This is a genomic window from Corynebacterium gottingense, assembly GCF_002285125.1.
Classification (GTDB): domain Bacteria; phylum Actinomycetota; class Actinomycetes; order Mycobacteriales; family Mycobacteriaceae; genus Corynebacterium; species Corynebacterium gottingense.
In genome coordinates, this window is sequence record NZ_NSGN01000003.1 from 74,036 (window position 1) to 99,961 (window position 25,926).

The following is a 25,926-nucleotide window of genomic DNA, read 5'->3' on the forward strand; positions in this document are numbered from 1 at the left end:
CCATTTCCGCAGTTCAAACCGTTGATGATGCGTTCCCAAATTCGTTGGAAATCCCAATATGAACTGCGCGGAGGGGAAAAATTCATATGATTAGTGTCACATTTCGGCCTTTACCCCTAGCGCACATTGGCAATTCGTGCCATTATTCTCAGGTAGCAAAAACAACGGGCTGGTAACACAGCCCTTAACCCCAAGACACCACAGGGTTAACGCCAGGGAAACCGGCCGCCGGATCCCACCGAAGGGAACACCGCCCGGAACCTGGAATCAAACTTAGTTTGCAACTCGCCTCCCGCGAAGAGGCGAAGAAGTGGTGTGCGCGAAACCTGTTCAACGCTTATGTAAGGAGTATTTCATCATGGATTGGCGCCACGAAGCAATTTGCCGCGACGAGGACCCGGAACTGTTCTTCCCCGTCGGTAACTCCGGCCCGGCTCTGTCCCAGATCGCCCAGGCCAAGATGGTCTGCAACCGCTGCCCCGTCACCTCCCAGTGCCTGAAGTGGGCCCTGGAGACCGGCCAGGACGCAGGCGTGTGGGGCGGCCTGTCCGAGGAGGAGCGCCGCGCCATCAAGCGTCGCAACAAGGCACTGGCTCGCAACCGCGCCCGCCTGTCCGCGTAACGCGAACTCCCCCCCCCACTCCGCATCACGCATCGCGTCGCCCGGGCGTACATCCCCGTGAAGCAGGGACAATTTCCCTGTAGGCACGTCCGAGCGATAAAGTGGAGTACCTGAACTTTGATCGCCCAGAACCGAACAGAACTAAGGAGGCTCCCATGAGCAAGCGTGGTCGTAAGCGCAAGGACCGTCGCAAGAAGAGTGCAAACCGCGGCAAGCGTCCTAACTCTTAAGAACAGCGCAGCGCCCCCTCCCCGACTTTCACGCAATGCCGGCGAGGGGGCGTTGTCATGCGCGGGGTCGATCGGTGACATCGGCGCCTGTCTTGGCAACTGCGTCCGGGCGTGCCGCCTGACCCGGTGATGGCCGCTTCACCCACAGTGACGAGCCAAACGGAGCTAGCTCCATCTGGCCCGCCGACACCAACAAAACCCCAGGTCGACGTTCAGCCCGCCACCCAAACGGAGCTAGCTCCATCTGATCCGCCACCGCCATCAGACGCCGCACCAGCAAACGCCGCACCAACAGCCACCGCACCACCAACAGACGCCGCACCAACAGACGCCGCACCGCACCCAACCCAAGCGCCTCAGAGCCCGGAAAACTCCGCCTCCGCGCACGAGAAACCCTCGCGTAGATACGCCAAAGGCCTGGCCAACATGGCCAGGCCTTCTGCACAATCCGTCTCGCTTAGCCGAGCACCCCGGAACCGAGGGCAGCGGCAGCGCCGCCGATGATGGCCAGGATCGCGATGATCGGCACGATGATGGCGGCGATGTTCGGGCCACCTTCCGCACGGCTGTCGTCGGAAGCCGTGTGCAGCTCCTTCTTCTCCGGCTGGTCCTGCGTCTTCGGCGACGCCACCGTGGTCATTGCGCCGTCGTCGTTCTTGGTGGATTCCTTCGACTTTGCCGGTGCCGCCTTGGACGGCGCCGCCTTGGACGGTGCCGCCTCGACGGTCGGGTTCGCCGTCGCGGTCTCGGTCGCAGCCTCCTGAGACTTCGCGGTCTTGGTCGTCTTTGCGGGCGCGTTGGTAGCGCCTGCCATCGCCGCGGAGTTCGCGGATGCCTTGCCGGCCTTGACGTCGACGGCGAAGCGATCTTCGAAGGCGGTCTCGCCATTCTGGTTGGTGACCTTCACGTCGAGCGGCATGATGGCTGCGTCGCCAGCGGTCACCGGCACGGTGACGGTGGCCTCGTCGCGGTCGGTCAGCGCACCGTCGAGGACGATGCCCTTGGAGGCCTCGCCGTCCGGGGTGACCACCTGGACGGTGTAGCGGTTCAGGTCCGCGCCCCTGTTGTTCACCTTCAGGGTGACTTTGCCGGCCTTGTCCGCCTCGAGGCTGGAGCTTGCCACCTCGACGTCGACGGTGCCCTCGGCCTTCTCCGCCTTGGTCAGGTCTTGCTGGTACTTGGCTGCAGTCTTCGCGGCAGCGGCATCAACCTTCGCGCTCTTGACGCCGGCGGTGCCCACGGGCTTGCCAATGTGGCCGGTGTTGATGATCAGGTTGTCCCAGTCGGCGGGGACCTGGTAGTCACCGGTGTAGCAGTTTGCGCCCGGGTTGTAGCATTCCTGCGGCAGCTCGCCGCCGGAGACGGACTCGTGGTCGGAATAGTCAAAGTGGCTGAACTGGTAGAGGTAGTTCATCACCGAGTAGTAGTTGGGCAGGTAGTCGGAGTCCGGGACCTGGTTGGCAAACTTGGTGGAGCCGTTGTGGTCCAGGCCGAGGGTGTGGCCCAGCTCGTGGAGGATGGTGTTGCGGAACTGCTCGTCAGTGGTCATCCGGTCGTGGTTGGCCACGTAGAACGCGTTGTCACCAACCGTGGAGACACCCACCGAGTAGGTGCTCGGGTCCATCTGGTCGCCGACCATGCCGCTGCGGAAGACTGCGGAGCGGTCGCCCAGCATCTCATCGATGTTGTCCATGAGCTTGACGCCCTGCGGCTCGTTCTGGAAGTAGTACTTCGTGTAGTCGCCGTAGACGCCACCGTGGCGCTCCGAGTAGTTCGGGATGTTGGTGTAGGACTCGCCGGCGTCGATGTGCAGGTTCACGTCGTGGTCCGCAAAAAGGTCGACAAGCTGCTGCAGCATGTCGTTGCTCGGGCGGTAGCTCTTCGTGTTTGCGTCCGCGCAGGCTGCCTGCTGCGGATTGTCAAAGCAGCCGAGAGACTCGTATTCGGACGGCATCCAGTTCATCTGCAGGAAAATGTCGGGGCGGTTCGGATCTGCGCCCCACGCGTTAAGGGGGAGCTCGGTGCCGTCGTTAAGCGTGAGCCCCTGCTCCTCCCACGCGTTGGCGAGGCCGTCGCCGTCGGTGTCCTCGGCGCCGTCCTGGGTGCGCATCGTCATCGTGGTCTCTGCAACGACGGTCTGGCCGGCGGCGATGTCGTCGAACCAGCGGCCGCGCTGGAACTGGGCACCGGACTCGTCGACGAAGCCGACCTCGTCCGGGTTGGTCGTGCCGTTGAAGGAGCTCGCAGCGCCGGAGTAGGTCGCGCCATCGAAAGAGATCTCCGTATCGTAGCCCAGGGACTCGGGGCCGACCGTGAAGCGGCCATCCTCGTACGACCCCTGCAGCTCGCGCGCGGTGTTGATCTGGTTGGTCATGTCCAGCTGGTAGTAGGAGTCGCTGCCGCTGGTGTTCGTGATTTCGGTACGGACGGTGGCCGTGTTGCCATCGATGCGGAACTCGCGGGTGAACTGCACTCCGAGGTTGCGGTCCTCGTTGCGCATCGTGATCACGTCAGCCTTGCCGTCCTTGCGGGTCTGCACCCTGGTGTTCGCACCGCTCATCTCAAGCTTCTGGCCGCCGAAGCGGAAATCGATGTAGAAGGAGGAGTCCTGGGTGCCGCCGACAGAAGCCGGGTCGGTGAACTTGAAGGAGGAGATGCGGCCCTTGTCCAGCTCGACGTTGTGGAAGAAGGGGCCGACCTCGTCGGCGGTCACGGTGACCACGCTTGGGTCGTCAACAACCTTTGCCTCCGCGGGAACCTGGAAGGCGGGAACCATTACTGCGAGCGCACAAGTGGCGGCAAGTGCTTTGCGGGCGATGGCGTTCATGACTGGTTCCTCTTCTCGGTTCAGCGGATCGCGGGGATGGTGTCCGTGCGCTGTCCGCAGCGTGTCTGTTCTGTTGTTTACGAGCCTTAGTTTATGCACGAGAACTATGCAGAGGGAAGCTGTGTAAATCCAACTCCGAATTTTTACCGTTTTGCCCGTTCTATTTACTGATTGTTCAACACGCTATCAGGGTCTGGCTGGGCTTTGTGGTCACGTGCATACGTAAATTGTTCTACAACCGCCCCCGAAATACGGCCGACATTTAAGAACCATAAGAATTGTTCAACAGTCCACAATAGTGCATATTATACCTCATAAGAATAGTTATACATGCAATCACAGCTATCATTCCCAGCAACCTGGACTTTTTGGACATTCCTCCGAATAGTGAACGTTTTCCTAAGGCAGACCAATCAGGAAACACCTAGGCAAAAAATACTTAGGTTTCCTCAGCTGGCTTAGGCGGCAATTGTTCACCAATCGCCACCCCCGAAAATCACCCCCGTTTGCACCTGTGGAACGTTCTAAGCAAAGAACTACTATGCCCCAATATTTCAGCAAAATCTAGGCGCAAAAAATCCCGTGACCTGCGAGATCACGGGATTAATAAAAGCTGACTGATGGTCAGTTGTACCGAATTTCTGTGTAACTCACAGACGTGATGGAAGCGATGATCCGTTCACGCAGCGGCTCCGGCGCCCGCGCTTCCCCGCAACAATCGCGAACCAGATCGCGCACGGCCTGCTCCGATTCAAGCCTGCCAAAGCAGTGCGGGCACGCCGCAATCTGCTCGCGAATTTCCAGTACACGCGCGGGTGGAGTATCCGGATCGAACAGTTCGCACAGCAGCGGGTGCACGTCGTTGCAGTCCCCCGAGCATCCGCCTGCGCCGTCCTGGCTCCGACCAGCGGCGTCGTTGTGCTTTCCGGGCGTGCTCATCACTTCTCCTCCGCTTTCTTGGCGCTTTTCTTGGCGCTGTCCTGCATGTCAGCGTGATCCAGTCCGATGCCCTGATCGCGCGCTACGTCTTTCAACATCTCGCGCAACTGTTTTCTTCCACGGTGCAGCCGGCTCATCACCGTGCCGAGCGGAATGTCCATGACCTCGGCGATCTCCTTGTACGCCAGCCCCTCAACGTCCGCGTAGTACACGACCATGCGGTAGTCCTCGTTCAGCTCGTTAAGCGCCTGCGAGATCCGCGAATTGGGCATCAGCTTCAGCGCCTCCACCTCGGCGGATTCCAGCCCCGTCGACTCGTGCGAGCTGGACGTATAAAGCTGGTTGTCCGTCACGTCATCCGCCGAGGTCACCAGCGGTCGGCGCTGCTTTTTCCGGTACGTATTGATATACGTGTTGGTCATAATCCGGTACAGCCAGGCCTTCAGGTTCGTGCCCGGCTTGAACCGATCGAACGCGTTGTAGGCCTTCAGGTACGTCTCCTGCACGAGGTCCTCGGCGTCCTGCGGGTTCCGCGTCATCCGCAGCGCGCCCCCGTAGAGCTGGTCAAGCAGGGGCATGGCTTCATCAGTGAAGCGCGATTTCAGGTCTGTCTCGGGCATGCCCGCCATTGTAGGGCAATGCGCCGGGCGTACGATCAGGCGGGAGCAACCAAAAGGAGTACCAATTATGTCTGCACGCACGCGCGCGATCGCCGCGCTCGAAGGCACCGAGCACACCATCTTGGAATATGCGGCCAGCCAGGACCACTTCGGCGAGCACTCCGTCGACGAGCTCGGGGTGGACCCCGCCGCCGCGCTGAAGACGCTCGTTGTCCGCAACGAGACCAACGAGCGCGAGATGGCGCTGTGCTGCGTCCCCGTCGCCGGCCACCTCTCCCTCAAGGCCGCCGCCAAAGCACTCGGCTGGAAGAAGGCGGCGATGGCGGACCCCAAGAAAGCCCAGCACGCGACCGGCTACGTCGTCGGGGGCATCTCGCCGCTCGGTACCCTGCAGCGTTTGCCAGTGCTTATCGACGCCTCCGTCTCCCCCTTCCCCACCATCATCGTCTCCGCGGGCCAACGCGGACTCTCCGCGGAGCTCGCCCCGCAGGACCTCGCCGCCCTCACCGGCGCGGACTTCGCCGACATCGCCGCGCAGTAAGCCCCTACTCCGCGGGCACGTCCGTCAGCTCGCCGGCCCCGGTCAGCTCCGCGTACTCGTTGCGCACGCTGCCCACGGCCGGGTCCGCCTCTCGCCAGCGCAGCGTGACCGCCACCCGCGAGGGCGCGAGCAGCTCCGCAGCCTCCTCCGGGGTGCCGGACACCCACTGCTCCACCTCTTCTGCGGCCAGGAACAGCGGTAGGCGGTGGTGCAGCCACGCCATGTTCTCGGCCGCCGCGGTTGTCACCATCGTGGTGGACAACCGGTCCAGACCAGTCTCCCACAGGGCCGCGGCGAACAGCAGGCCGGACTCGGGCCGGACGAAGTAGGGCTGCTTGCTGCCCTTCTCCCCCTTCCACTCGTAGTACCCGTCCAGCACCATCAGGCCGCGGCGCGATTTGAAGGCAGAGCGGAACGAAGGTTTTTCGGCCACGGTTTCGGCGCGGGCGTTGAACAACGGCGGCCCCGTTTCGTTCTTTTTCCAGGACGGGAGGAGGCCCCAGCGGGCGGCGTCGATAAGCGCCCCCTGCTCCTGGAAGCGCACGAGCGGCACCTGCTGGGTCGGGGCGATGTTGTAGCGGGCGGGCGGCGTGCCGTCGGGGGCGTCGACGGTGCCGGCCCCGGGCAGGGTGCCGACGGCGTCAAGCAGCTCGTCGCCGGTGGTGAAAAGCACGAAACGTCCACACATACCTCTATTATGATGGACCGCATGACTGAACTGTGGACCGCACCGTTTTCGCCCGACCCCATCTCGCACACGCAGCAGGTGCCGGGGTCGAAGTCGATGACCAACCGCGCGCTCGTCCTCGCCGCGCTCGCCAACGGCGAGTCCACCGTCGTCGGCGCGCTGCGCTCGCGCGACACGGAACTCATGGAATCCGCGCTCGCCGCGATGGGCACCACGTTCACCCACAGCGGCGAGGAAATCCGCGTCACGCCCGGCGAACTCCACGGCGCAGAGGTGGACTGCGGCCTCGCGGGCACCGTCATGCGGTTCGTGCCCGCCGTCGCCGCGTTTGCGCAGGGCCCGGTGCTTTTCGACGGCGACGTGCAAGCCAAGGCCCGCCCCATGGGCACCATCCTGGACGCGCTCCGCCACCTCGGCGTCGCCGTGGCGGGCGACGCGCTCCCCTTCACCGTCCACGGCACCGGCCACGCCGACGGCGGCGCGGTGACCATCGACGCGTCCGGTTCCTCCCAGTTCGTCTCCGGCCTCCTGCTGGCCGCGCCGCGCTTCGACCGCGGCGTAACCATCACCCACTCCGGCGGCACCTTGCCGTCCATGCCCCACATCGAAATGACGGTGGCCATGCTTGCCGACGCCGACGTGCACACCACCGCCACCGCCCACACCTGGAAGGTCGAGCCGCAACCGATCCGGCCGAACCGGTGGGTCATCGAGCCGGACCTGTCCAACGCCACCCCGTTCCTCGCCGCCGCGGCCGTCACCGGCGGCGTCGCCGCCGTGCCGCACTGGCCGATCCAGACCACGCAGCCGGGCGACGTGATCCGCGACATCCTCGAGCGCGTGGGCTGCGAGGTCGAGCTGCACGCCACCGGCGCCGACCACACCCTCCAGGTGCGCGGCCCGCAGCGCGGCAACCTGCGCGGCATCCGCCTGGACATGAGCGACATCGGCGAGCTCACCCCGACCGTCGCAGCGCTGGCCGCCCTGGCGGCCACCCCATCCGAGCTCACCGGCATCGCGCACCTGCGCGGCCACGAGACAAACCGCCTCGAGGCGCTGACCACGGAGATCAACCGTCTCGGCGGCTCCTGCGAGGAGCTGTCCGACGGGCTGCGCATCTCCCCTGCCACGCTGCACGGCGGTACCTGGCGCTCCTACGAGGACCACCGGATGGCCACCGCCGGCGCGATCCTCGGCCTGGCCGTGGAGGGCGTGCAGGTGGAAAACATCGCTACGACCGCGAAGACCCTTCCGGGCTTCGCCGATATGTGGACCGCGATGGTGGAGGGCTAATGGGCCGTCGATTTTCCGACTACGACGAGTCCGACGTCCGCGTCCGCCCCGGCAAGGGCAAACGCCCCCGCTCGAAGGACCGGCCCAGCCACAACGACGCCGTCTACGGCATGGTGGTCACCAAGGACCGCGGCCGCTGGGGCGTCGTCCTCGATGACGGCCCGGTGGTCAATTGCATCCGCGCCCGCCAGCTGAAGCGCACGAGCCTGGAGGTCGGCGACCGCGTCGGCGTCGTCGGCGATACGTCGGGCAAGAAGGACACGATCGCGCGCATCGTCAAACGCGCCGACCGCTCCTCCGTCCTGCGGCGCACCGCCGACGACACGGACCCCTACGAGCGGATCATCGTGGCCAACGCGGAGCTCTTGCTCATCGTCGTCGCCGCGGCCGATCCGCCGCCGCGCACCGGCTTTGTCGAGCGCGCTCTCATCGCCGCGTTCGTCGGCGGGGTGCGCCCCGTGGTCTGCGTGACCAAGTCCGACCTCGACGACCCCACCGACTTTGAGCGCGAGATCGCAGACCTGGACGTCCAGGTGCTCCGCACGGGCACGGACGACGACCTGGCGACGCTCAAGCAGCTTCTCGACGCCCACGTCTCCGCCCTCATCGGCCACTCCGGCGTGGGCAAGTCCACCCTGGTCAACCGCATCGTGCCGGACGCCCAGCGCGAAACCGGCGACGTCTCCGGCGTGGGCAAGGGGCGCCACACCTCAACCCAATCCGTCGCCCTGGAGCTCACCGGCCCGGGCGGCGGCTGGATCATCGACACCCCCGGCATCCGGTCGTTCGGGCTGGCGCACGTCCAGCCGGAGCAGATCATCGACGTCTTCCCGGACCTGTCCGAGGCCGCGGACGCTTGTCCGCGCGGCTGCACCCACCTGGGCCCGCCCGCGGACCCGGAGTGCGCCTGGGACGAGTTCGCCGCCGACTCGCCTGTTGGCAGGCGAGCGGCGGCGGTGCGCAACCTGTTGGCTGCGCTGCACTCGAATAATGAGTGGGAGCTAAAGCAGCTCGATGAGGAACGGTAGCTCGCTGGGATCGAAGAACGCCATGTAGTTGTCCTGGGCGTCGCCCACGGCCAGCTCGGCGTCCTCGTCGCCGAGATCGGCGGCGTCGATGAGCTCGGTGGCCCGCTTTGTGGCGTCCTCGGCCTCGCGCACGTCCACGTGGACGGCAGCGACGTTCTTGAGCTCGACGGGGCCGGACACCTTGACCACGGACTCGCCCATGTCCGGCTCGCCGGTGGCGTCAACGTCGGCGGAGACGACGACGCGGCGGTGCGGGAAGCGCTCCTCGTCGCCGATGGCGAGCAAGCGGATCGAGGCGAGCGCCGCGTCATCGAACGCGATAGCCTCAATCTCCTCCTGGTCGCCGGAGGTGAAAAACTCGGTGAGCTCCGGGGTGGCGGCGAAGCCCCACCCGTTGCGGGCGTGCAGGACGCCCTGCTCGTTGAGCTGTTCCAGCATGGCGAAGGTGGCGGGGATGTAGACGCGCATTAGAACTCGCCCTCAACTCCGAACAGGGTTTGGATCTCCACCGCGGTGCGCTCGAAGGCGGTGTGCAGGATGCCGATCATGCCGAACTCGACGGCCGCGCGGACGTTGACAATGTCGTCGTCGATCATCACGCAGTCGTTGATGATCACGTCGATGGCGTCGGCCGCAGCCTGGAACGCGGCGCGGTCAGGCTTGCCCACCCCGACCTCGCCGGAGAGGACAACGGCGTCCACGTCGCCGCGGAACTCCCACTCGCGGATGGCCTCCGCCATCGGGCTGTCCGCCTCTTCGTTGGACAGGATGCCGACGGAGATCTCCTGCTTCTTTACCTCGGCGATGAGCTCGCGCCAGCGGGCGACATCCTCCGGGTCCTGGTCCAGGACGCCGGCGTAATCAATAATCAGTCCCTGCATTGCCTCTCTCCTTTCTTCACTCCCGGTAGTGTACGGGAATCTAGGCCTGCTGACCCTGCGGTGCGTCGCCGGAGCCTTCAGCGCCCTCAGTACCCTCAGTGCCGTTCTGCCCCTCGAACTGCTTGCGGATGAGGAAGAGCTGGCGCACCGTCTCCTCCTGGACGGCCTCGTTCATGGCGGCGAACATGTCGCCACCTTCCTTCTGGTACTCCACCAGCGGGTCACGCTGCGCCATCGCGCGCAGGCCGATGCCTTCCTTCAGGTAGTCCATCTCGTAGAGGTGCTCGCGCCACTTGGTGTCGATGATCGGCAGGATCACGGAACGCTCGATGTTGCGCATCTGGTCATCCCCGCCGATCGCGGCGACGTTCTCCTCGAGCTTGTCGTACTGGGCCTGTGCATCGTCGATAAGCGCCTGGCGCAGCTCGGAGGCGCTGATCTCGCCCGGGCTGCCGTAGGTGGAGCCCTCGACGAGCTCTTCGGAGGACACCGTCGGGCCGTAGAGGGAGTCGAGCGCGTTCCACAGCTCGCGCAGGTCCCAGTCCTCCACGTAACCGTTCATGGTGGCTCCCTCGACGTAGGCGCCGACGGTGTCGTCGATCATGCGGCGGACCTGGTCCTTGATGTCCTTGGAGCCCAGGATTTCCTGGCGCTCGCGGTAGACCACCTTGCGCTGCTCGTTGAGCACCTCGTCGTACTTGAGCACGTTCTTGCGCATCTCAAAGTTCTGGTTCTCCACGCGGGCCTGCGCGCCCTTCACGGCGTTGGAGACCATCTTCGCCTCAATCGGCACGTCGTCCGGCACGTTGAGGCGGTTCATCATGTTCTCCATGGACTGGCCCATGAAGCGCACCATGAGCTCGTCGCGCATGGAGAGGTAGAAGCGGGTCTCGCCCGGGTCACCCTGGCGGCCGGAGCGGCCGCGCAGCTGGTTGTCGATGCGGCGCGACTCGTGGCGCTCGGTGCCGATGACGTAGAGGCCGCCGGCGGCGCGGACTTCGTCGCCAAGCTGCTTGGAGCGCTCCTTTGCGGCCGGGAGCTGTGCGTCCCACGCCTCCTGGTAGCCCTCCTCGTTCTCAAACGGATCCAGGCCCTGCGCCTGCAGCTTCGCGTCCAGCAGGATTTCCGGGTTGCCGCCCAGCACGATATCCGTACCGCGGCCGGCCATGTTGGTGGACACGGTCACGCGGCCCGGCAGGCCGGCCTCGGCGATGATGCGGCCCTCTTCCTCGTGGTGCTTCGCGTTGAGCACGTTGTGCTTCACGCCCTTGCGGGTAAGCAGCTGCGACAGGTACTCGGAGCGTTCCACCGAGGTGGTGCCCACCAGCACCGGCTGGCCCTTCTCCGAGTGCTCTGCAATGTCCTCGGCCACGGCCGCGAACTTGGCCTCCTGCGTCTTGTAGATCAGGTCGTCGCGGTCCTGGCGCTGGTTCGGACGGTTCGGCGGGATCTGCACGACGTCCATCTTGTAAATCTGGTGCAGCTCGGCCGCCTCGGTCTCGGCGGTACCGGTCATGCCCGCCAGCTTGTCGTACAGGCGGAAGTAGTTCTGGAGCGTGACGGTAGCCAGCGTCTGGTTCTCGTTCTTGATCTCCACCTGCTCCTTGGCCTCAATGGCCTGGTGCATGCCCTCGTTGTAGCGGCGGCCGGCCAGCACGCGGCCGGTGAAGCCGTCCACGATCATGACCTCGCCCTGGCGGACGATGTAGTCCTTGTCGCGCTCGAAGAGCTCCTTCGCCTTGATGGCGTTGTTGAGGTAGCTCACCAGCTGCGAGTGCTCCGGCGCGTAGAGGTTGGTAATGCCCAGCTGGTCCTCGACGAACTCCACGCCGTCCTCAGTAATACCGATGGTGCGCTTGCGGTGGTCCACCTCGTAGTGCTTCCCCTCGCGCATGCGCGGCGCCAGCTGCGCGAAGACGGTGTAGTACTGGCTCGAGCCGTCGACGGGGCCGGAAATAATCAGCGGCGTACGCGCCTCATCGATGAGGATCGAGTCAACCTCGTCCACGATGGCGTAGTTGTGGCCGCGCTGCACCATGTCGTTCATGGAGCGCGTCATGTTATCGCGCAGGTAGTCAAAGCCCAGCTCGTTGTTGGTGCCGTACGTAATCGCGGCCGCGTAGGCCTTCTTGCGCTCGTCCGGGCGCATCTCGGAGAGGATCACGCCCACGTCCAGGCCGAGGAAGTGGTGCACACGGCCCATCATTTCCGCGTCACGCTTGGCCAGGTAATCGTTGACCGTGACGATGTGCACGCCCTTGCCGGACAGGCCGTTGAGGTATGCGGGCAGCACCGAGGTCAGGGTCTTGCCCTCACCGGTCTTCATCTCGGCGACGGAGCCGAAGTGCAGCGCCGCACCACCCATAATCTGCACCTTGTAGTGCTTCTGCCCCAGCACGCGCCACGACGCCTCGCGGGCGGTGGCAAACGCGTCGACGAGGATGTCGTCCAGCGACGCGCCCTCTTCGACCTGCTGCTTGAACACGCCGGTCTTCGCCTTGAGCTCCTCGTCGGTCAGGGCCTCGTATTCCCCTTCCAGCGCCATGACCTGGTCAGCAATCTTGGCTAAGCGCTTGACGGTGCGCCCTTCACCGGCGCGGAGCAACTTGGAAAGTCCAAACACGTTGTGCGAATCCTTCTTGAGTCAGTTCTTGGCGTAGCGAATGCGAAAAAACGCGTTCTACGTGGAGTTCATTATGGTGTACCAACGGGCAATTGTACGCATATTCCTCCAGCTGTTGGCAACCCCCGGCCTGACTGTCCGGTAAAAGGTTGATGTGAGCGCAAGGGCGCATGCTTATCGACGCCCCGAGCCCCCTCCCCTCCGCCACCGCACACAACAACCGCCCGCGCACCCCGTGCGAACTCGGGATGCGCGGGCGGTACAGCCGGCGTCAGCGCTTAGGCCTCGGCGTCCGCGAGGACGATCAGGCCGTAATCGTAGGCGTGGCGGCGGTACACCACGGACGGGCGCTTGGACTCCTCATCCACAAAGAGGAAGAAGTCGTGGCCCACCAGCTCCATCTCGGAGAGGGCCTCGTCCACGCTCATCGGGGTGGCGGGGTGCTCCTTGCGACGCACGACCTGGCCCGGCTCCACGTCCTCAATGGTGGCCGCGTACGGGTCAACGTCGTAGTTATTCTCCGCCTTGTTGCGTGCCTCCTCGGCCTCCTGCGCCAGCTCAGCGGCGATCTGGCCGGTGGACTTCGGCGCGCGGTGGCCGGACCGGGCAACCTGGCGACGGACCTTCACCTTGCGCAGGGAGCGCTCCATCTTGCCCAGCGCGGACTCGAGCGCGGCGTAGAAGCTGTCCTCCTTCGCCTCGGCGCGAGCGAGGTGACCCTTGCCGGTTGCGGTGATCTGCACGCGCTGCGCCTGCGCCTCGCGGCGCGGGTTGGGCTCGTGCTGCAACTCGACGTGGAAGAAGGTAAGCGACGGGTCAAGCTTTTCCACCTTGGCCAGCTTGGCGTTCACGCGCTCTTGGAAGTGCTCAGGGACATCGACATTTCGGCCGGTGATGGTCACCTGCGCGTTGGGGCTCAGGCTGTCGTGTTGGTCTGCAGAAGTCATCTGCGTCCTCCCTTGAGTAGTAGGAACTCGGTCTACGTCCACTATACAACTGGTCATAACCAATGTGTCTGTTTTTCCAAAGAACTCCCGCCCAATTTCCTGAACGCGCCCGCGCCACGCAGCCGGTGGCACGTATACCACGCAGAACCCACCCTTGCCTGCACTTTCATTCACGCCTCGGCCAGCGTGAGGCATCCGACGACCCGCACCCCGTGGGCCAGCAGCCCGGCCACGCTTGCCCCCAGCGTTGCCCCCGTAGTCACCACGTCATCTACGACCACTACGTTTCCAGCGGGGGTAGCCGTCACCCGCACTGCCCCCGCCAGATTGGCCCTGCGGCCCGCCTCGTCCAGCTCGGATTGGTCCGCGGTGCGCGGGTCCAACTCCAGCGCGGGCACCGTCGCGCGCCCGCTCGCTTGGCACACGGCCTGCACCGGGTCGCCGCCGCGCTCTCGCGCGCTCGCGGCACGCGTCGGCGCGGGGACGAGCACGTCCACGCCCGCGAGATCACCGCGCACCTCAAGGAACTCAACTGCAGCCCCGATAACGGCGCCGACGTGGCGGCGCACCGCGAGGTTCTTGCGCTCCTTCATCGCCAGGATGACGCCGCGGTGCGCCTCCGCGTACGGGCCGAGCGCGAAGACGGGCGCGTGGACGGCGACGTTTGGGAATACGCGGGTCGGCGGCGCTGCCAGCAGGGTGCGGCAACGTCCGCACAGGACCGCGCCCGGCTCGCCGCAGCCGGCGCAGTAGCGCGGCAGGATCAGGTCGGCGACGCCCCCAAGCATTGTCTTGCCCCTCCCCCGGCACCGCTGCCTAGTGGCGGGCCACAATCGGCAACGCGCGGGTGCCCAGCAGGCCCGGGACCTCGCGCCACAGCGGGTTGTCCGCACCGGAGATGGGCATCTGCAGCAACGCGTTGGCGTCGGTGACGTAGAGCATGTTCGGCGAGGTGCCCACGGCCACCACCGGCGCGGAAATGTTGCCCGCGGACATCGTGGTCGTGGAGGAACCGTCCTGCTCCACCCGCAGCACCGGCGCGGCCGCGCTAGAGGTGCCAGCCAGCAGCGACCCGTCCGGCTGCCACTCGGCGGTGATGAACGACCCGCCGAGCTCGGAGGCGTACTCCATCACGTTCACGATGGAGCGATCGCCGGTCTGCCCGCGCTGCACGATGCCGGTGTACAGGTGGCCGTCGATGATCATGAGGACGCGCGCCGAGCTTCGCGACAGGCGCAGCACCGAAATGTTGCCCTCCACGCCTTCCGGCAGGTCGACGGTGATCTCGCTCGTGGTGTACTCACCGGTGGCGGTGGACCGCCACGTGCGCAGCACGTTCTTGCCCTCCGCAACGATCCACACGGCGGCCGCGTTCGGCTCGAAGGTGGGCCTGGAGAACGTCTTGCCTTTTACTACCTCTTCGTCTCCTCCGCCGAAGCGGCCGACGCGGAACGTGTCGTCCTCGCCCTCGGGTCCGTCGCCGAAGACGCCGGCCCAGGCGTCCTCGCCGTAGATGTCGGCGGTCATGACGTTGCCGTCCTGCCCAAGCGGGCCGTCGACTTGGCCGGCGGTGCCGCCGCTGACGCGGGACACGTGGCCGTCGGTAAGCGAATAGAGCGTGCTGTCGCCCACGAGGTCCACGAGGGGGCTGAACTCGGCGAAGTCGTCGACGGTGAGCTTGTCGGCGCCGTCGAAGAGCGCTTCCCCGTCGGCCTGCAGGTTATAGGGCCCGGTCACGCCGGCGGAGGCGAGCGTCCAGACCACCTGCGCGGCGAACTGCTTGCGCGTCTGTTCGTCCATGCCGCCGAAGCCGGTGAACTCGTACGCGCCGTCGTTGAAGCCGGTGTACGCGATCGTTGCGTCCTCCTCCTCCGCAGAGGCGAGCGCGTTCGGACCGGACACTGCGGGCTGGAGGCGGTCCGACGGCCCCTGTGTGAGCAGGGAGATCAGGGCGCTCGGCAGCGACTCGCGGCGGGCGTAGACCCAGCGGCGATCCGTGATGAGCTCGTTGCCGGCGGGGTCGAAGAAGTAGAGGTCGTAGGGCTGGTACTCGTCGCGCATCTCGCTGCGCTCCAGCACCACGCCGGACGGAAGCGAGGAAATGCGCCACTCGCCGTCGACAAGCTCGAGCTCGATCGTGGCTTCGTACGAGCCGTGCTCCGGGGTGAACGCGCCGCCGTCGTGCAGCTCGCCGACCACGTCGCCGTGGACGCTGAAGCTGCGCTTGTTCCCCGCGCCGCCGACCAGCGTGGTCACCCCGAGGCTGTCCACCACCAGCGTCTGCACGCGCGGGTCCCACGCCGAGCGCGCGTCGCCCGTGAGGAACGCGCGCGCCGCCTCGTAATCGCCGGCAGGAACCGCAGCAGCGCTGTAAAAGTCGCGCAGCAGCAGGTCCGGCTCTCGCCCCTGCACCGGTGTCACGTCCGGCCCGCCCGCGGTCTGCTCGTCAAAGGGATGCAGCACGTGCGGGTCAGTATTCGCGGGCAAGGAGGTACATCCAGTGGTCAGGGCGATTATCGACGCCACCGCCACCGCCGCCTTGGCCTTACCGTTCCTCCACATCTGTCGCCTCCTTCAGCGCTGCAGTGTCGTCCTGTGCCGCCGGCCCCGCAGGTTCCGCCGGCCCCGCAGTTTCCGCGGGCTCCGCCGCCGCTTCCAGCTCCGCCCCCGGGGCGACCAGCGGCAGGGGCTCCTCGGTGAACCCGTCCTCGGTGTGCCGCGGCAGAATGAGCCGGAACTGCGCGCCCACGCCCGGGGTGCCCGCCGCGTCAAGCGTGCCCTTGTGCAGCAGCGCGTCCTCGCGGGCAATGGCCAGGCCCAGCCCGGTGCCGCCGGAATGGCGCTTGCGCGACTTGTCCGCGCGCCAGAAGCGGTTGAACACCAGCTCCTCCTGGCCGGGCTTAAGGCCCACGCCGCCGTCGGTGACGGTGATGGCGACGGCCTCGTCGTTGGCGCGCAGCACCACGCGCACCGGGTTGCCTTCGGAGTGGTCGATGGCGTTGGCCATGAGGTTGCGCACGATGCGCTCGATGCGTCGCGGGTCTCCCTCGATGTTGACGGGGTCCTCGGGGACGTCGAAAAGCACCTCGACCTCGAGCTCCTCTGCCAGGTGCTTCGTCTGTGCCCAGGCCGACTCGATGGGCGCGCGGGCGTCGATGCTTGCCAGCGAGAGGTCCGCGACACCGGCGTCGTGGCGGGAGATCTCGAGCAGGTCGGTGAGCAGGGCCTCGAAGCGGTCGAGCTCGCTGATCATCAGCTGCGAGGCGCGCTTGGTCGCCGGGTCCAGCTCGTCCTCATTGGCGGCGATCATGTCGGCGGCGATGCGGACCGTGGTCAGCGGGGTGCGCAGCTCGTGGGAGACGTCCGAGGTGAACTGCCGCTGCAGGTCGCCGTACTGCTCAAGGTGGTTGATCTGCTGCGAGATCTTGTCCGCCATGTTGTTGAAGGACAGTGCGAGCACCGCCATCTCGTCCTCGCCGTCCACGGGCATGCGCTCGCGGAGGTGGCCGGAGGCGAAGCGCTCCGCCGTGCGCGACGCCGAGCGCACCGGCGCGACGATCTGCTGCGAGGCGAGCCACGCGATGCCCACCAGCAGCACGATGACGATCACCGCCGCCGAGGCGATCAGGCCGCGCATAAGCGCGAGCGTGGAGGCCTCGTTGTCCATGTTCATGACCAGGTACAGCTGGAGGTCCTGCACGTCCGCGTTTGTCGGCGTACCGATGATGAGGGCGTTGTAGGTCGTGCCGTCAGCGCGCTCCACGCTGGAATACTGGTAGGCCACGTTGCCCTCGGACACGTAAGTCCGCAGCCGCTCCGGGATGGAGAAGGACTCCGGCGAAGAGGTACCGGCGCCGGGGCCGCCGCTGACCACCAGGACCGGCTCGTACACGCTCGGGGCCTCAGCGCTTTGCTGGGAGCGCTGCGTCAGCGCGGCGCGCGCTGAGTTCAGCCGCACCTGCAGGGAGGACGCGCTGCCCGTGGTGTTGACTTGGTCCTCCACCATCACCCGCGCGCGGTCAATCTCCACGCTCGCCGCGTCGAGCTTGGTGGCGGCGATGCGCTGGGTGACCACGGAAGCCATGGCGAAGCCGAGCACGAGCATGACCACGGTGGAGACGATGAGCACCGTGCCCACGAACCGCACCTGCAGGGAGGTGCGCCAAGATTCTGCGACGCGCTCTCTCGCCCGCCAGACTGCGTTGCGCTTTATGTGCTACACCCCCGGCTTGCCGGTCTTGTAGCCCAGACCGCGCACGGTCAGGATGATCTCCGGGTTCTCCGGGTCGCGCTCGATCTTGGAGCGCAGGCGCTGCACATGCACGTTGACCAGGCGGGTGTCCGAGGCGTTGCGGTAGCCCCACACCGTTTCCAGCAGCTCCTCGCGGGTGTGCACCTGGTTGGGCTTGCGCGCCATCTCCAGCAGCAAGTCGAACTCCAGCGGGGTCAGCGAGATCTCCTCGCTGCCGCGGCTAACGATGTGCTGCGGGACGTCAATGGTCAGGTCTCCCACGTGGAGGACGTCGCTGGCCTGGTCGTCGGTGCGGCGCAGACGGGCGCGAATGCGGGCCACCAGCTCCTTCGGCTTGAACGGCTTGGTGATGTAGTCGTCCGCCCCGGATTCCAGGCCGAGCACCACGTCGACCGTGTCGGTCTTCGCGGTGAGCATGACGATGGGCACCGGAGAGGTGCGGCGGATCTCGCGGCAGATGTCAATGCCGTTGACGCCCGGGAGCATGAGGTCCAACAAGATCAGGTCCGGGTCAAAGCTGTGGAACGCATCCACCGCCTCCGCGCCGTCCTGGACGGACGCGGTGCGGAAGCCCTCGGCCTCCAGCACGATGGTGAGCATCTCATTGATGGCTGGGTCATCATCAACAACGAGGATCTTCGGCTGCATTACGGCTCCTTGGCGTAGAAGTCTTTCACTGCTTGCATAATAGTGCCCGCATCATTGGTGCGAATCCACGGACTCACCCAGCCGGCTTCCGCCAGGGACACGTAGGCGCCGTGGGTGTCGCGCTGCAGCTGCGCATCCCGCTCGTAACGGTCGCGCTCGCGCGAGGCGTCCTGCGCCGCGCGCTGGACTGCCCGCTCCTGCGCGACCTCCGGGGGCGTATCCACGAGCACCTGCAGGTCCGGCAGAGGAAGGCCGAGCCGGTCAAACTCGAGCTCGCGGACCCACTCCACCACCGTCTCGTCGCCGGTGCGCGCCCAGGAGTACGCCGCGTTTGACGCCACGTAGCGGTCCAGGATCACGAGCTCGTCGCTGCCTTTGTAGCGCGCGATGTCCGCCCTCGCCCCGAAGCGGTCCAGCGCAAACATGGTGGCCATGCCGTACGCGGAGTCGGTCAGGTCACCCATCTTCCCGTGCAGCGCTTGCTGCGCCAGCTGCGCGTGGATCGAGTCCGCGTAGCGGGGGAACGCCAGCGCGTCCGCACCCCGCTCGCGGCGCAGCGCCTGGACCAGGGTGTTCTTTCCGGCGCCGTCGATGCCTTCGACTGCAATGATCATGCTTGCGCGCCTACGCCAGCGCTTCGAGGAACTGGTCCAGGTCCACGTCGGTGCGCTCGGCCGCGGCCTCGAGCACGGACGTGGCCGCCTCCGCGGTTTCCTCGTCCAGCGCGCCGTTGTGCGTCCGGATAAAGGTGTACGTATCGGCCGTCTCGCCCGCGGAGAAGGGGGCGCCGGACCAGATGGCCACGATCGTCGCCGCAGCCTGGGCGTTCAGCAGCTCGTCCTCGCTGACGGTGCTGGGGTCTTGGTTGGCGGCCAGCAGCACGGCGTCGATAAGCGCCTGCTCGAGCTCGTCACCCTCGAGGGCATCCAGCTCGTCGAGAAAGTCAGTGTTGGCGTCGATGGAAAAGATTTCCTCGTCCCACGTACTCATCGGCGTCTCCTTTTATATCGGGCAGTTTGCCCCTTAGGTCTACCACGATCGCGCCGCCGCGGGTGTGTTTGCGATCACTCGGACACAAATTTTCCCCTGCGGCGTGCTATAACGGCTTCAGCGCAACTCTTGTTATAGGGTTGTAACACTTTTGACTCAATAGCGTGACATGCGAGAGGAGGAGCGATGAAGGACAACCAGCCCCGCGTGGGCCTCTTCATGACGGCCGGCATCCTGGTAGCCATCGTGGTGGGCATCGTGGTGTTCAACACCTCCGCCTCCGACCGCTCCGCGCAGGCCGGATACGTCACGGACAGCGACACGAAGCACCCTGACACCTCCGCCTCCAGCACCGAGTCTGCAATCTCGAAGTCCACGAAGGCAACGGCGCTTAGCGACGCCCCCGTGGACCACAATTCCTCCACCACCAGCGGGGACAACCAGGACCCCCGCCACCAGAACGCGCACCACGACACCGACGCGTACCAGGCCGCGCCCGCACAGCAGGGTGGCGGTTCCAACTACAACCTGAACTCCGACCCGTACGCGCCGCAGCACGCAGTGGTGGGTACCGCACAGCCGTCGAACCAGTCCACGCGCGTCTTCCGCCCCACCAACGTGGTGCCCACGACCGTGATGCCCACGACTGCGGTGGCAGGCCCCGAGGCGCAGGCGACCACGGGCACCACCGGCGGCGCGAACGATTCGGCGCAGCCGGGCGCTGCGGGCACCCCGGACACCGCCGGCACCGCCGGCGCCCAAAACAGCGAGCCCACGACCGCCGCACCAGCGACGGAGCCGACCACAACCGCCACCCCGGGCGGCCAGGGTGGCCCGGGCGACCAAGGTGCGGAGAACCCGGCGAGCGCGGCCGAATCCGCAGCACAGTCCGCCGCCAGCGAGGCAGCACAGCAGGCCTCGGAGGCACTGCGCCCGATGGGCCTCAACGATGGCGCCAACAACAGCCAGAGCGAACCGGGCACTCCGCAGCAGCAGGCACCGGCAGAGCCGGCGAACCAGGCTGAGCAGGCCGGGCAGCCCGGCCAGCCGCAGTCCGAACCGGCAGCACCGGAAGCACCCGCAGCCTCCTCCGAGCAGCCGCAGGAAGCGGCCGCGCCGCAGCCCGGAGGCTTCTCCTCCGACGCCCAGCACGCCTGGCAGCGTTGGGTGGGCAACTTCCGCCACTAAGAGCTCGCGACGAGCGCCAACGATTCCAGGAAAGTCCAAGGTGTGCTACTGGCTGCCGGGCCCCGTTTGTAGCCACCTCACCCGCACCGCGCTGGGATCCCCGGCTACCCCCATTTTGGCGACACGTATCAGCGCCTCCCCGTGCCTTTGTACGACCAATGCCGTAACATCCCATACAAAGGTCCCTCCAACCCTGCATCAAGCGTTTTTCAAAACAGTTTGGTGCCGTAGATAAGGTTCCCGGGACTGATTCTTCCTATTAGCCGTCTCCTCAGAAAGGGACCCACATGCGGTCTATTTTCACCCCCCGCAAGGTTGATCTTCGCCCGGCCCTCGCCGCATCCATGGCAGCTACGCTGGCTATCTCCGGCACCGCGGCAGTCAGCATCGCAGCTCCGCCGGCAGCGTACGCGCAGGCCACAGACGAAGCGCCGGCACGCCTGGACACCGATGTCCCGCAAGTAGACGGCGCGCCCGTGGGGCTCAAGGGGACGAACGAGGAGCAACTTCCGTGGTTTATGTCGTACCAACCAACCTATGCGGACTATTACACGGGCGCCGAGGGCGAGGAATTCAAGATCCCTGCTCCGGAGTTCTGGGAGTTTTACCCCGGCACCTACCGACAATCAGGCCCGCCAAATCTGAAGTTCAAAGAGGCTCCGGCTCCCTCCGAGGGAAACAGCCCCGGTACGAATCCCGATGGCTGGAACCTCAAGGTCCATGAAGACGGAAGCATCACAGGCAAGGTCCCTGCCAAGGTAGCACCACTCGAAGGTGTAAGCCACAACCTCTTCCTTTACACCTTCCGCGTGCTCGCAACCGGCCCCGAAGGCGATGAATTCACTACCGACGTAACGTTCTACGTGGACAAGAACAAAAAGCGCGGTGAGGAATCGAAGCTCGAGGACTTACCGCCGACTGTTCTCCACCAGCCGAAATTCCCACGTCACCCGCTCATCCTTGCCCCCGGTGAGTCCTACACCTTTGAAGGCATTTCCTGGGACGATCCGGTTCGTGATCCGGAGAGCAACAAGGATTGGCCGGACTTCGAGGAATACAAAAACGGCGCCTGGGAGCCTGGCAACAGCGCGCCGGCGAAGTTCGAGTGGTCGAAGGTCGGCGCCAGCCTCAATGCCGACAAGTTCTGTGGCTCGCAGTCCGAAGGGAAAACACCAACCGGATGCGACTACAACGAAAATAAGATCGAATTCGGGGTGTCTCCCGAGGAGGGTCCTGATGGAAAGCACTACCGCCGGATCACTATTACCGCGGGGCCAAAAGATATTGGCCGAGTAGAACTACCGATTACTTTCGACTACCGCGATAGCTATACCGATTCGAACAAAGAGCCCCACAATGCTGAGTGGGACACCGTTAATCTCCCCATGTACATTGGTACGGTCAAGGAAGCCGCAAAATATCAGGCCGTTTCCGATTTGCCGATGTACGCTGGCATTTCCGGGGTAGCCAGCGCCGATCTGCCACAATTCCGCGATACGACGAAACCGGGCCGCGATGGTCAGCTCTTGGATGCCCCCAAAGAATCAAACTTTTTCGTCTCTACCGGTAGTGATGACAAGGGCATCGAATACCGGAAATGGGTAAGCATTGAAGAAGGAGCGGACGGTAGCCGGAACATCGTCACTCGCCCTGAGAACCTCACAGCCGAGGAGCGCGACTCGCTCCTCCAACAGGGTGTCGTCAATGTCCCAATCCAAGTGAAGTTCGCTGATAAATCCATCTCGCGAGCATTTTTCGTGCCGATCCACCTGTACAAAACTCACGAACTGACACCGACGGACGATTCTCAAAACACCGGGGTGACAGTTGACCCGTCGACGCAAAAGGCGTCGATCTCGGCAACCTGGAAGGACGAAGATGGGGTCGATCAGCCTTTTGAAGAAAGTGACATCGAAATCAGAGACGGCCAAGTTTGGCTGAATCCGGGGACTGGTACGCCGGGCCCGATTGTGGTGTCGGTTAATGAAGGTGACGATCGGACCCTCGCAAACAACAAGTTTGAAGCTGAGGTCCCTGTCGCTCCGGCTACCGTCATCACCTGCGAGGAGGGCGACTCCACTTACTGCAAGCCGGTAGACCCCACTGACGAGCCACAAAAAACCGGCATCAAGGTCACTGGACCGATCTCCCCTAAGGACGACATCGAAGCCACCTGGGCCGACGAAGAGGGCAACACTGGCACCATCGACCCGGATAACATCACCATCGATGGTGGCGAAGTCTTCATCACCCCAGGCACCGACGCCAAGGGCGAAATCACCGTCGAAATCGACAATTCGACGATGAAAGAGCCCTTTAAAACGAAGCTTCACGTCAATACCCAGGCTGATCGCTACACCCCAGAGGTCAGCGACAAACACACCGTCACGGTTGGCAAAACGCTCGATCGACCCCTTGCAAAGGAGATTGTCACCAACATCGACGACCTTCCGAGTGGAACCAAGGCTGATTTCAAGCCTGAGGATGGCAAAGCCCCGGTAGCAAACGACGAGGGCAACAAAGACGTCACCATCGTGGTCACCTACCCCGACGGTTCGACTGAAGAGGTCACCACCAAAGTCACGGTCACTGAAGCTACCGTCATCACCTGCGAGGAGGGCGACTCCACTTACTGCAAGCCGGTAGACCCCACTGACGAGCCACAAAAAACCGGCATCAAGGTCACTGGACCGATCTCCCCTAAGGACGACATCGAAGCCACCTGGGCCGACGAAGAGGGCAACACTGGCACCATCGACCCGGATAACATCACCATCGATGGTGGCGAAGTCTTCATCACCCCAGGCACCGACGCCAAGGGCGAAATCACCGTCGAAATCGACAATTCGACGATGAAAGAGCCCTTTAAAACGAAGCTTCACGTCAATACCCAGGCTGATCGCTACACCCCAGAGGTCAGCGACAAACACACCGTCACGGTTGGCAAAACGCTCGATCGACCCCTTGCAAAGGAGATTGTCACCAACATCGACGACCTTCCGAGTGGAACCAAGGCTGATTTCAAGCCTGAGGATGGCAAAGCCCCGGTAGCAAACGACGAGGGCAACAAAGACGTCACCATCGTCGTCACCTACCCCGACGGCACCAGCGAAGAGATCCAGACCGATCTCACCGTCAAGCGCCGCACCGACGCGGAAACGAACGACCCGACGGTCGACGAGGACTTCGAAATCGTCGCTGGCTCTAAGCTGCGCCAGGAACATGCCGAGAAGATCATTGAGAACATCGGCTCCCTGCCCAGCGGCACCACCGCGGACTTCAAGGACAAGGGCGAGGGCTCGCTGAGCACAGAGAACCCGACTCCGAATGACATCGACAAGGATGTCACCATCGTGGTCACCTACCCGGACGGCTCTACCGAGGAGATCGACACCAAGATCACCATCAAGCCGCGCCCGGACAACTGGGACTTCCAGCCGCAGGTCCGCGAAAAGGTCATCACCGCCGGCGATAAGCTCGAAGCTCACGACGTCATCGAGAACCTCCACGAGCTGCCGCAGGACATTGAGGTCGAGCTCGACGGCGACGTGGACACCTCCACCCCGGGCGCGTACAACCCGCAGGTCGTGGTCACCTACCCGGACGGTTCCCAGGACCGCGTCGGCTCGACCGTCATCGTCAATCCGAAGCCGCTGACCAACAAGCAATTCGACCCCAACTACGGCGACACCGTGAAGCTCACCGCGGGTGAGTCCAAGAGCGCCGAGAACCCATTCGGCGACGAGACTGCGCCGGAGGGCACGAAGTACGAGGCCAAGTTCCGCTCGGACGCCACCGACTGGACCTTCGACGAGGACAAAGCCAACGAGACGGGCGTCGTCACCGCTCAGGCACCATCTGCCAGGGATCTGGCGCAGGAGTTCGCCCGCGTGACCAAGTACACGCACCTCGACTGGGACACCCTCGCAGCGGTGCTCAAGCCGATGGTCACCACCTCCGTCGAGGTAGACATCGACTACGCCGACGGCTCCTTCGACGCTGCGACCGCGACATTCGAGCTTGTCGACGCCGACGGCCACTCCCTCCTCGACCCCGAGGCCGACGCCGACGGCGACGGTCACACCAACCGCGACGAGGTAGAGAAGCGCTCCAACCCGTTCGACGAGGAAAGCGTTCCCGTGCCGCCGGCTGACTGGAACACCTCCAACGCCAACACCGTCTACCCCGGCGAGGACGTCACCGTTCCCAACAACGGTGGCCGCGTCCAGGTGGGCACCACCGTGAAGGTCGACGGCCCGGGCACAGCCGAGATCAACAAAGACGGCGACCTGGTCATCACCGCCAACGAGGACGCCAAGCCGGGCGACAAGATCGTGGCCACGATGACGGACTCGGACGGCAACCAGATCGACATCGTCCAGGTCTCCGTCAAGGAGGACGAGCGCCTGCAGGGCGACAAGACCAACGCCACCTTCGGCAGCGACCCGTACGTGCTGATCCCGGGCGAGACCAAGGACACGAACCGCCCATTCGGCCCGTTCGGGATCCCGGATGACACCGAGATCACCGTCCAGGTGCCCGCCGACGCCACCGACTGGAAGTTCGAGGGCAACGAGGACGGCACCGTCACCGCCCAGGCACCATCCGCGGCGCAGCTGGCGGCACAGTTCTCCGCACTGGACAAGGCAGTCCAGAAGGACTGGGACAAGCTCGCCGAGGCCCTCGCGCCGGTCGTCGCACCGACCGTGGGCGTGAACTTCACGTTCACCGACGGCTCCAACGACTTCGCCAACGCCCGCTTCGAGCTCACCGACGCCAACGACAAGTCCATCCTCGACCCGGACGCTGACTTCGACGACGACGGCCGCACCAACAAGCAGGAAGTCGCCACCGGCACCAACCCGTTCGAGCGCAACTACTTCGAACCCCACTGGGATGCCACCGAGGGCGAAGGCAGCGCCGAACCGGGCGGCAAACTCACCATCCCGAACAAGGGCGGCAAGATTCCGAAGGGAGCGATTGTCGACGTCGCCGGCCCCGGCAGCGCCGTCATCGACGACCGCGGCAACCTGGTTGTCGCAGTCGAGGAGCAGGCCATCCCGGGCGACGAGATCACCGCGACCGTGAAGGACGAGCAGGGCGCTGAGATCCAGAGGATCGTCATCATCGTCAACGCGAAGGTGAACAGCAACACCCACACCGCGGTCGGCGAGCCCGGCAAGGACACGTCCCTGAGCTCCAACATTGACCAGGGCAAGTGCTCCGCAGCCGCGATCGGCTTCGGACTCCCGATGCTGGCAATCGTCCCGCTCGCCATCGCCACCCAGGCAGCCATCCCGGGCCTGGCTGGCTTCCGCGAGCAGGTTGCCGTGCAGATCGAGCAGGTGAACTCCCAGATCCAAAACGGCCTGGGCATCATGAACCCGCAGATCGCCAAGCAGGTCTCTGACATTAACGGCCAGCTCCGCCAGTACGGCACGAACGTGGCCACGATCGGCGGCGGCCTGCTGCTCTTCGCCGCAGGCATCGGCGTCACCGCCCTGATCGTTGATAGCTGCAAGCCGGGCGGCCCGACAAGCTCCAACTAGCTCACCCAACGGCAACGCCGGCCCCGCTCCTCACTCCAGAGGATGCGGGGCCGGCGTGCT

The 25,926-nt window shown here is 64.9% G+C and carries 21 protein-coding genes; 7 read left to right on the forward strand and 14 right to left on the reverse strand.

The features are described from left to right. The first annotated feature begins 358 nt into the window (after positions 1-358). On the forward strand, positions 359-622 hold the full coding sequence (locus tag CKJ82_RS03935) for a WhiB family transcriptional regulator (RefSeq protein WP_095278793.1): 264 nt from the start codon (positions 359-361) through the stop codon (positions 620-622). 155 nt (positions 623-777) lie between these two features. Further along, the gene (locus CKJ82_RS12135) at positions 778-852 is read left to right on the forward strand and encodes a 50S ribosomal protein bL37 (protein WP_095066802.1); all 75 of its coding nucleotides are present in this window, start codon (positions 778-780) and stop codon (positions 850-852) included. 457 nt (positions 853-1,309) lie between these two features. Here CKJ82_RS12135 and CKJ82_RS11755 read toward each other — a convergent pair whose 3' ends face one another. The 3 genes from CKJ82_RS11755 to CKJ82_RS03955 all read right to left on the reverse strand — a co-directional run bounded on the left by CKJ82_RS11755 (position 1,310) and on the right by CKJ82_RS03955 (position 5,238). Further along, complete coding sequence (locus CKJ82_RS11755) at positions 1,310-3,679, reverse strand: zinc metalloprotease (RefSeq protein WP_165765373.1); 2,370 nt, start codon at positions 3,677-3,679, stop codon at positions 1,310-1,312. Positions 3,680-4,303: 624 nt separating this feature from the next. Then, positions 4,304-4,618, reverse strand: coding sequence for a mycothiol system anti-sigma-R factor (locus tag CKJ82_RS03950; RefSeq protein WP_109561199.1), 315 nt, complete (start codon positions 4,616-4,618; stop codon positions 4,304-4,306). Continuing rightward, a complete protein-coding gene (locus CKJ82_RS03955) occupies positions 4,618-5,238 on the reverse strand; it encodes a sigma-70 family RNA polymerase sigma factor (protein WP_095537253.1) in 621 nt (206 codons plus the stop codon). Before CKJ82_RS03955 ends, CKJ82_RS03950 begins: the two co-directional genes overlap by 1 nt. A 67-nt stretch (positions 5,239-5,305) precedes the next feature. Here CKJ82_RS03955 and CKJ82_RS03960 point away from each other — a divergent pair, with 67 nt between their 5' ends. Further along, on the forward strand, positions 5,306-5,779 hold the full coding sequence (locus CKJ82_RS03960) for an aminoacyl-tRNA deacylase (protein WP_095537115.1): 474 nt from the start codon (positions 5,306-5,308) through the stop codon (positions 5,777-5,779). Between the two features lie 4 nt (positions 5,780-5,783). Here the strand turns inward: CKJ82_RS03960 and CKJ82_RS03965 are convergent, their stop codons facing one another. Continuing rightward, complete coding sequence (locus tag CKJ82_RS03965; RefSeq protein ID WP_095537116.1) at positions 5,784-6,467, reverse strand: SOS response-associated peptidase; 684 nt, start codon at positions 6,465-6,467, stop codon at positions 5,784-5,786. 12 nt (positions 6,468-6,479) lie between these two features. Here CKJ82_RS03965 and aroA point away from each other — a divergent pair, with 12 nt between their 5' ends. After that, positions 6,480-7,760, forward strand: a complete 1,281-nt coding sequence (gene aroA / locus CKJ82_RS03970) for a 3-phosphoshikimate 1-carboxyvinyltransferase (protein ID WP_240510676.1) — start codon at positions 6,480-6,482, stop codon at positions 7,758-7,760. Beyond that, on the forward strand, positions 7,760-8,788 hold the full coding sequence (rsgA, locus tag CKJ82_RS03975) for a ribosome small subunit-dependent GTPase A (RefSeq protein ID WP_095537118.1): 1,029 nt from the start codon (positions 7,760-7,762) through the stop codon (positions 8,786-8,788). The genes aroA and rsgA overlap by 1 nt, the downstream gene beginning before the upstream one ends. Here the strand turns inward: rsgA and CKJ82_RS03980 are convergent. The 10 genes from CKJ82_RS03980 to CKJ82_RS04025 form a co-directional block, all read right to left on the reverse strand. Beyond that, a complete protein-coding gene (locus CKJ82_RS03980) occupies positions 8,762-9,256 on the reverse strand; it encodes a DUF6912 family protein (protein ID WP_095537119.1) in 495 nt (164 codons plus the stop codon). The two genes, rsgA and CKJ82_RS03980, sit on opposite strands and share 27 nt — an antisense overlap. Next, positions 9,256-9,669 carry an HAD family hydrolase gene (locus tag CKJ82_RS03985; protein WP_095536393.1) on the reverse strand — a complete coding sequence of 138 codons (414 nt, stop codon included), beginning with the start codon at positions 9,667-9,669 and terminating at the stop codon, positions 9,256-9,258. The genes CKJ82_RS03980 and CKJ82_RS03985 overlap by 1 nt, the downstream gene beginning before the upstream one ends. 40 nt (positions 9,670-9,709) lie before the next feature. Continuing rightward, on the reverse strand, positions 9,710-12,292 hold the full coding sequence (secA, locus tag CKJ82_RS03990; protein ID WP_095537120.1) for a preprotein translocase subunit SecA: 2,583 nt from the start codon (positions 12,290-12,292) through the stop codon (positions 9,710-9,712). A gap of 278 nt (positions 12,293-12,570) precedes the next feature. After that, complete coding sequence (hpf, locus tag CKJ82_RS03995) at positions 12,571-13,239, reverse strand: ribosome hibernation-promoting factor, HPF/YfiA family (RefSeq protein ID WP_095536395.1); 669 nt, start codon at positions 13,237-13,239, stop codon at positions 12,571-12,573. A gap of 170 nt (positions 13,240-13,409) precedes the next feature. Then, on the reverse strand, positions 13,410-14,027 hold the full coding sequence (locus CKJ82_RS04000; RefSeq protein ID WP_095537121.1) for a ComF family protein: 618 nt from the start codon (positions 14,025-14,027) through the stop codon (positions 13,410-13,412). A 28-nt stretch (positions 14,028-14,055) separates the two neighbouring features. After that, a complete protein-coding gene (locus CKJ82_RS04005; protein ID WP_095537122.1) occupies positions 14,056-15,801 on the reverse strand; it encodes an LpqB family beta-propeller domain-containing protein in 1,746 nt (581 codons plus the stop codon). Continuing rightward, the gene (gene mtrB / locus CKJ82_RS04010) at positions 15,785-17,392 is read right to left on the reverse strand and encodes an MtrAB system histidine kinase MtrB (RefSeq protein ID WP_276291588.1); all 1,608 of its coding nucleotides are present in this window, start codon (positions 17,390-17,392) and stop codon (positions 15,785-15,787) included. Before mtrB ends, CKJ82_RS04005 begins: the two co-directional genes overlap by 17 nt. Before the next feature lie 63 nt (positions 17,393-17,455). Beyond that, entirely contained in the window at positions 17,456-18,139 is a 684-nt protein-coding gene (gene mtrA, locus CKJ82_RS04015) for an MtrAB system response regulator MtrA (RefSeq protein ID WP_095278806.1), read from the reverse strand. Continuing rightward, positions 18,139-18,753, reverse strand: coding sequence for a dTMP kinase (locus CKJ82_RS04020; protein WP_095537123.1), 615 nt, complete (start codon positions 18,751-18,753; stop codon positions 18,139-18,141). Before CKJ82_RS04020 ends, mtrA begins: the two co-directional genes overlap by 1 nt. 10 nt (positions 18,754-18,763) lie before the next feature. After that, a complete protein-coding gene (locus CKJ82_RS04025; protein WP_095537124.1) occupies positions 18,764-19,129 on the reverse strand; it encodes a DUF4259 domain-containing protein in 366 nt (121 codons plus the stop codon). Between the two features lie 186 nt (positions 19,130-19,315). Between CKJ82_RS04025 and CKJ82_RS04030 the strand changes: the two genes are divergently transcribed. Then, positions 19,316-20,317, forward strand: coding sequence for a hypothetical protein (locus CKJ82_RS04030; protein ID WP_095537125.1), 1,002 nt, complete (start codon positions 19,316-19,318; stop codon positions 20,315-20,317). Positions 20,318-20,604: 287 nt separating this feature from the next. Then, complete coding sequence (locus CKJ82_RS04035) at positions 20,605-25,866, forward strand: Rib/alpha-like domain-containing protein (RefSeq protein WP_095537126.1); 5,262 nt, start codon at positions 20,605-20,607, stop codon at positions 25,864-25,866. Positions 25,867-25,926 lie beyond the last annotated feature (60 nt).

Bases quoted from the DNA above. Each gene is read 5' to 3' on its own strand.
- CKJ82_RS03955 (WP_095537253.1), bottom strand. From the start codon at position 5,238: ATGCCCGAGACAGACCTGAAATCGCGCTTCACTGATGAAGCCATGCCC.
- CKJ82_RS03935 (WP_095278793.1), top strand. From the start codon at position 359: ATGGATTGGCGCCACGAAGCAATTTGCCGCGACGAGGACCCGGAACTG.
- rsgA (WP_095537118.1), top strand. From the start codon at position 7,760: ATGGGCCGTCGATTTTCCGACTACGACGAGTCCGACGTCCGCGTCCGC.
- CKJ82_RS04030 (WP_095537125.1), top strand. From the start codon at position 19,316: ATGAAGGACAACCAGCCCCGCGTGGGCCTCTTCATGACGGCCGGCATC.
- CKJ82_RS03960 (WP_095537115.1), top strand. From the start codon at position 5,306: ATGTCTGCACGCACGCGCGCGATCGCCGCGCTCGAAGGCACCGAGCAC.
- hpf (WP_095536395.1), bottom strand. From the start codon at position 13,239: ATGACTTCTGCAGACCAACACGACAGCCTGAGCCCCAACGCGCAGGTG.
- CKJ82_RS04000 (WP_095537121.1), bottom strand. From the start codon at position 14,027: ATGCTTGGGGGCGTCGCCGACCTGATCCTGCCGCGCTACTGCGCCGGC.
- CKJ82_RS04005 (WP_095537122.1), bottom strand. From the start codon at position 15,801: ATGTGGAGGAACGGTAAGGCCAAGGCGGCGGTGGCGGTGGCGTCGATA.
- CKJ82_RS04025 (WP_095537124.1), bottom strand. From the start codon at position 19,129: ATGAGTACGTGGGACGAGGAAATCTTTTCCATCGACGCCAACACTGAC.
- CKJ82_RS03985 (WP_095536393.1), bottom strand. From the start codon at position 9,669: ATGCAGGGACTGATTATTGATTACGCCGGCGTCCTGGACCAGGACCCG.
- CKJ82_RS11755 (WP_165765373.1), bottom strand. From the start codon at position 3,679: ATGAACGCCATCGCCCGCAAAGCACTTGCCGCCACTTGTGCGCTCGCA.
- CKJ82_RS04020 (WP_095537123.1), bottom strand. From the start codon at position 18,753: ATGATCATTGCAGTCGAAGGCATCGACGGCGCCGGAAAGAACACCCTG.
- CKJ82_RS03980 (WP_095537119.1), bottom strand. From the start codon at position 9,256: ATGCGCGTCTACATCCCCGCCACCTTCGCCATGCTGGAACAGCTCAAC.
- CKJ82_RS04035 (WP_095537126.1), top strand. From the start codon at position 20,605: ATGCGGTCTATTTTCACCCCCCGCAAGGTTGATCTTCGCCCGGCCCTC.
- aroA (WP_240510676.1), top strand. From the start codon at position 6,480: ATGGACCGCATGACTGAACTGTGGACCGCACCGTTTTCGCCCGACCCC.
- CKJ82_RS03965 (WP_095537116.1), bottom strand. From the start codon at position 6,467: ATGTGTGGACGTTTCGTGCTTTTCACCACCGGCGACGAGCTGCTTGAC.
- mtrA (WP_095278806.1), bottom strand. From the start codon at position 18,139: ATGCAGCCGAAGATCCTCGTTGTTGATGATGACCCAGCCATCAATGAG.
- CKJ82_RS03950 (WP_109561199.1), bottom strand. From the start codon at position 4,618: ATGAGCACGCCCGGAAAGCACAACGACGCCGCTGGTCGGAGCCAGGAC.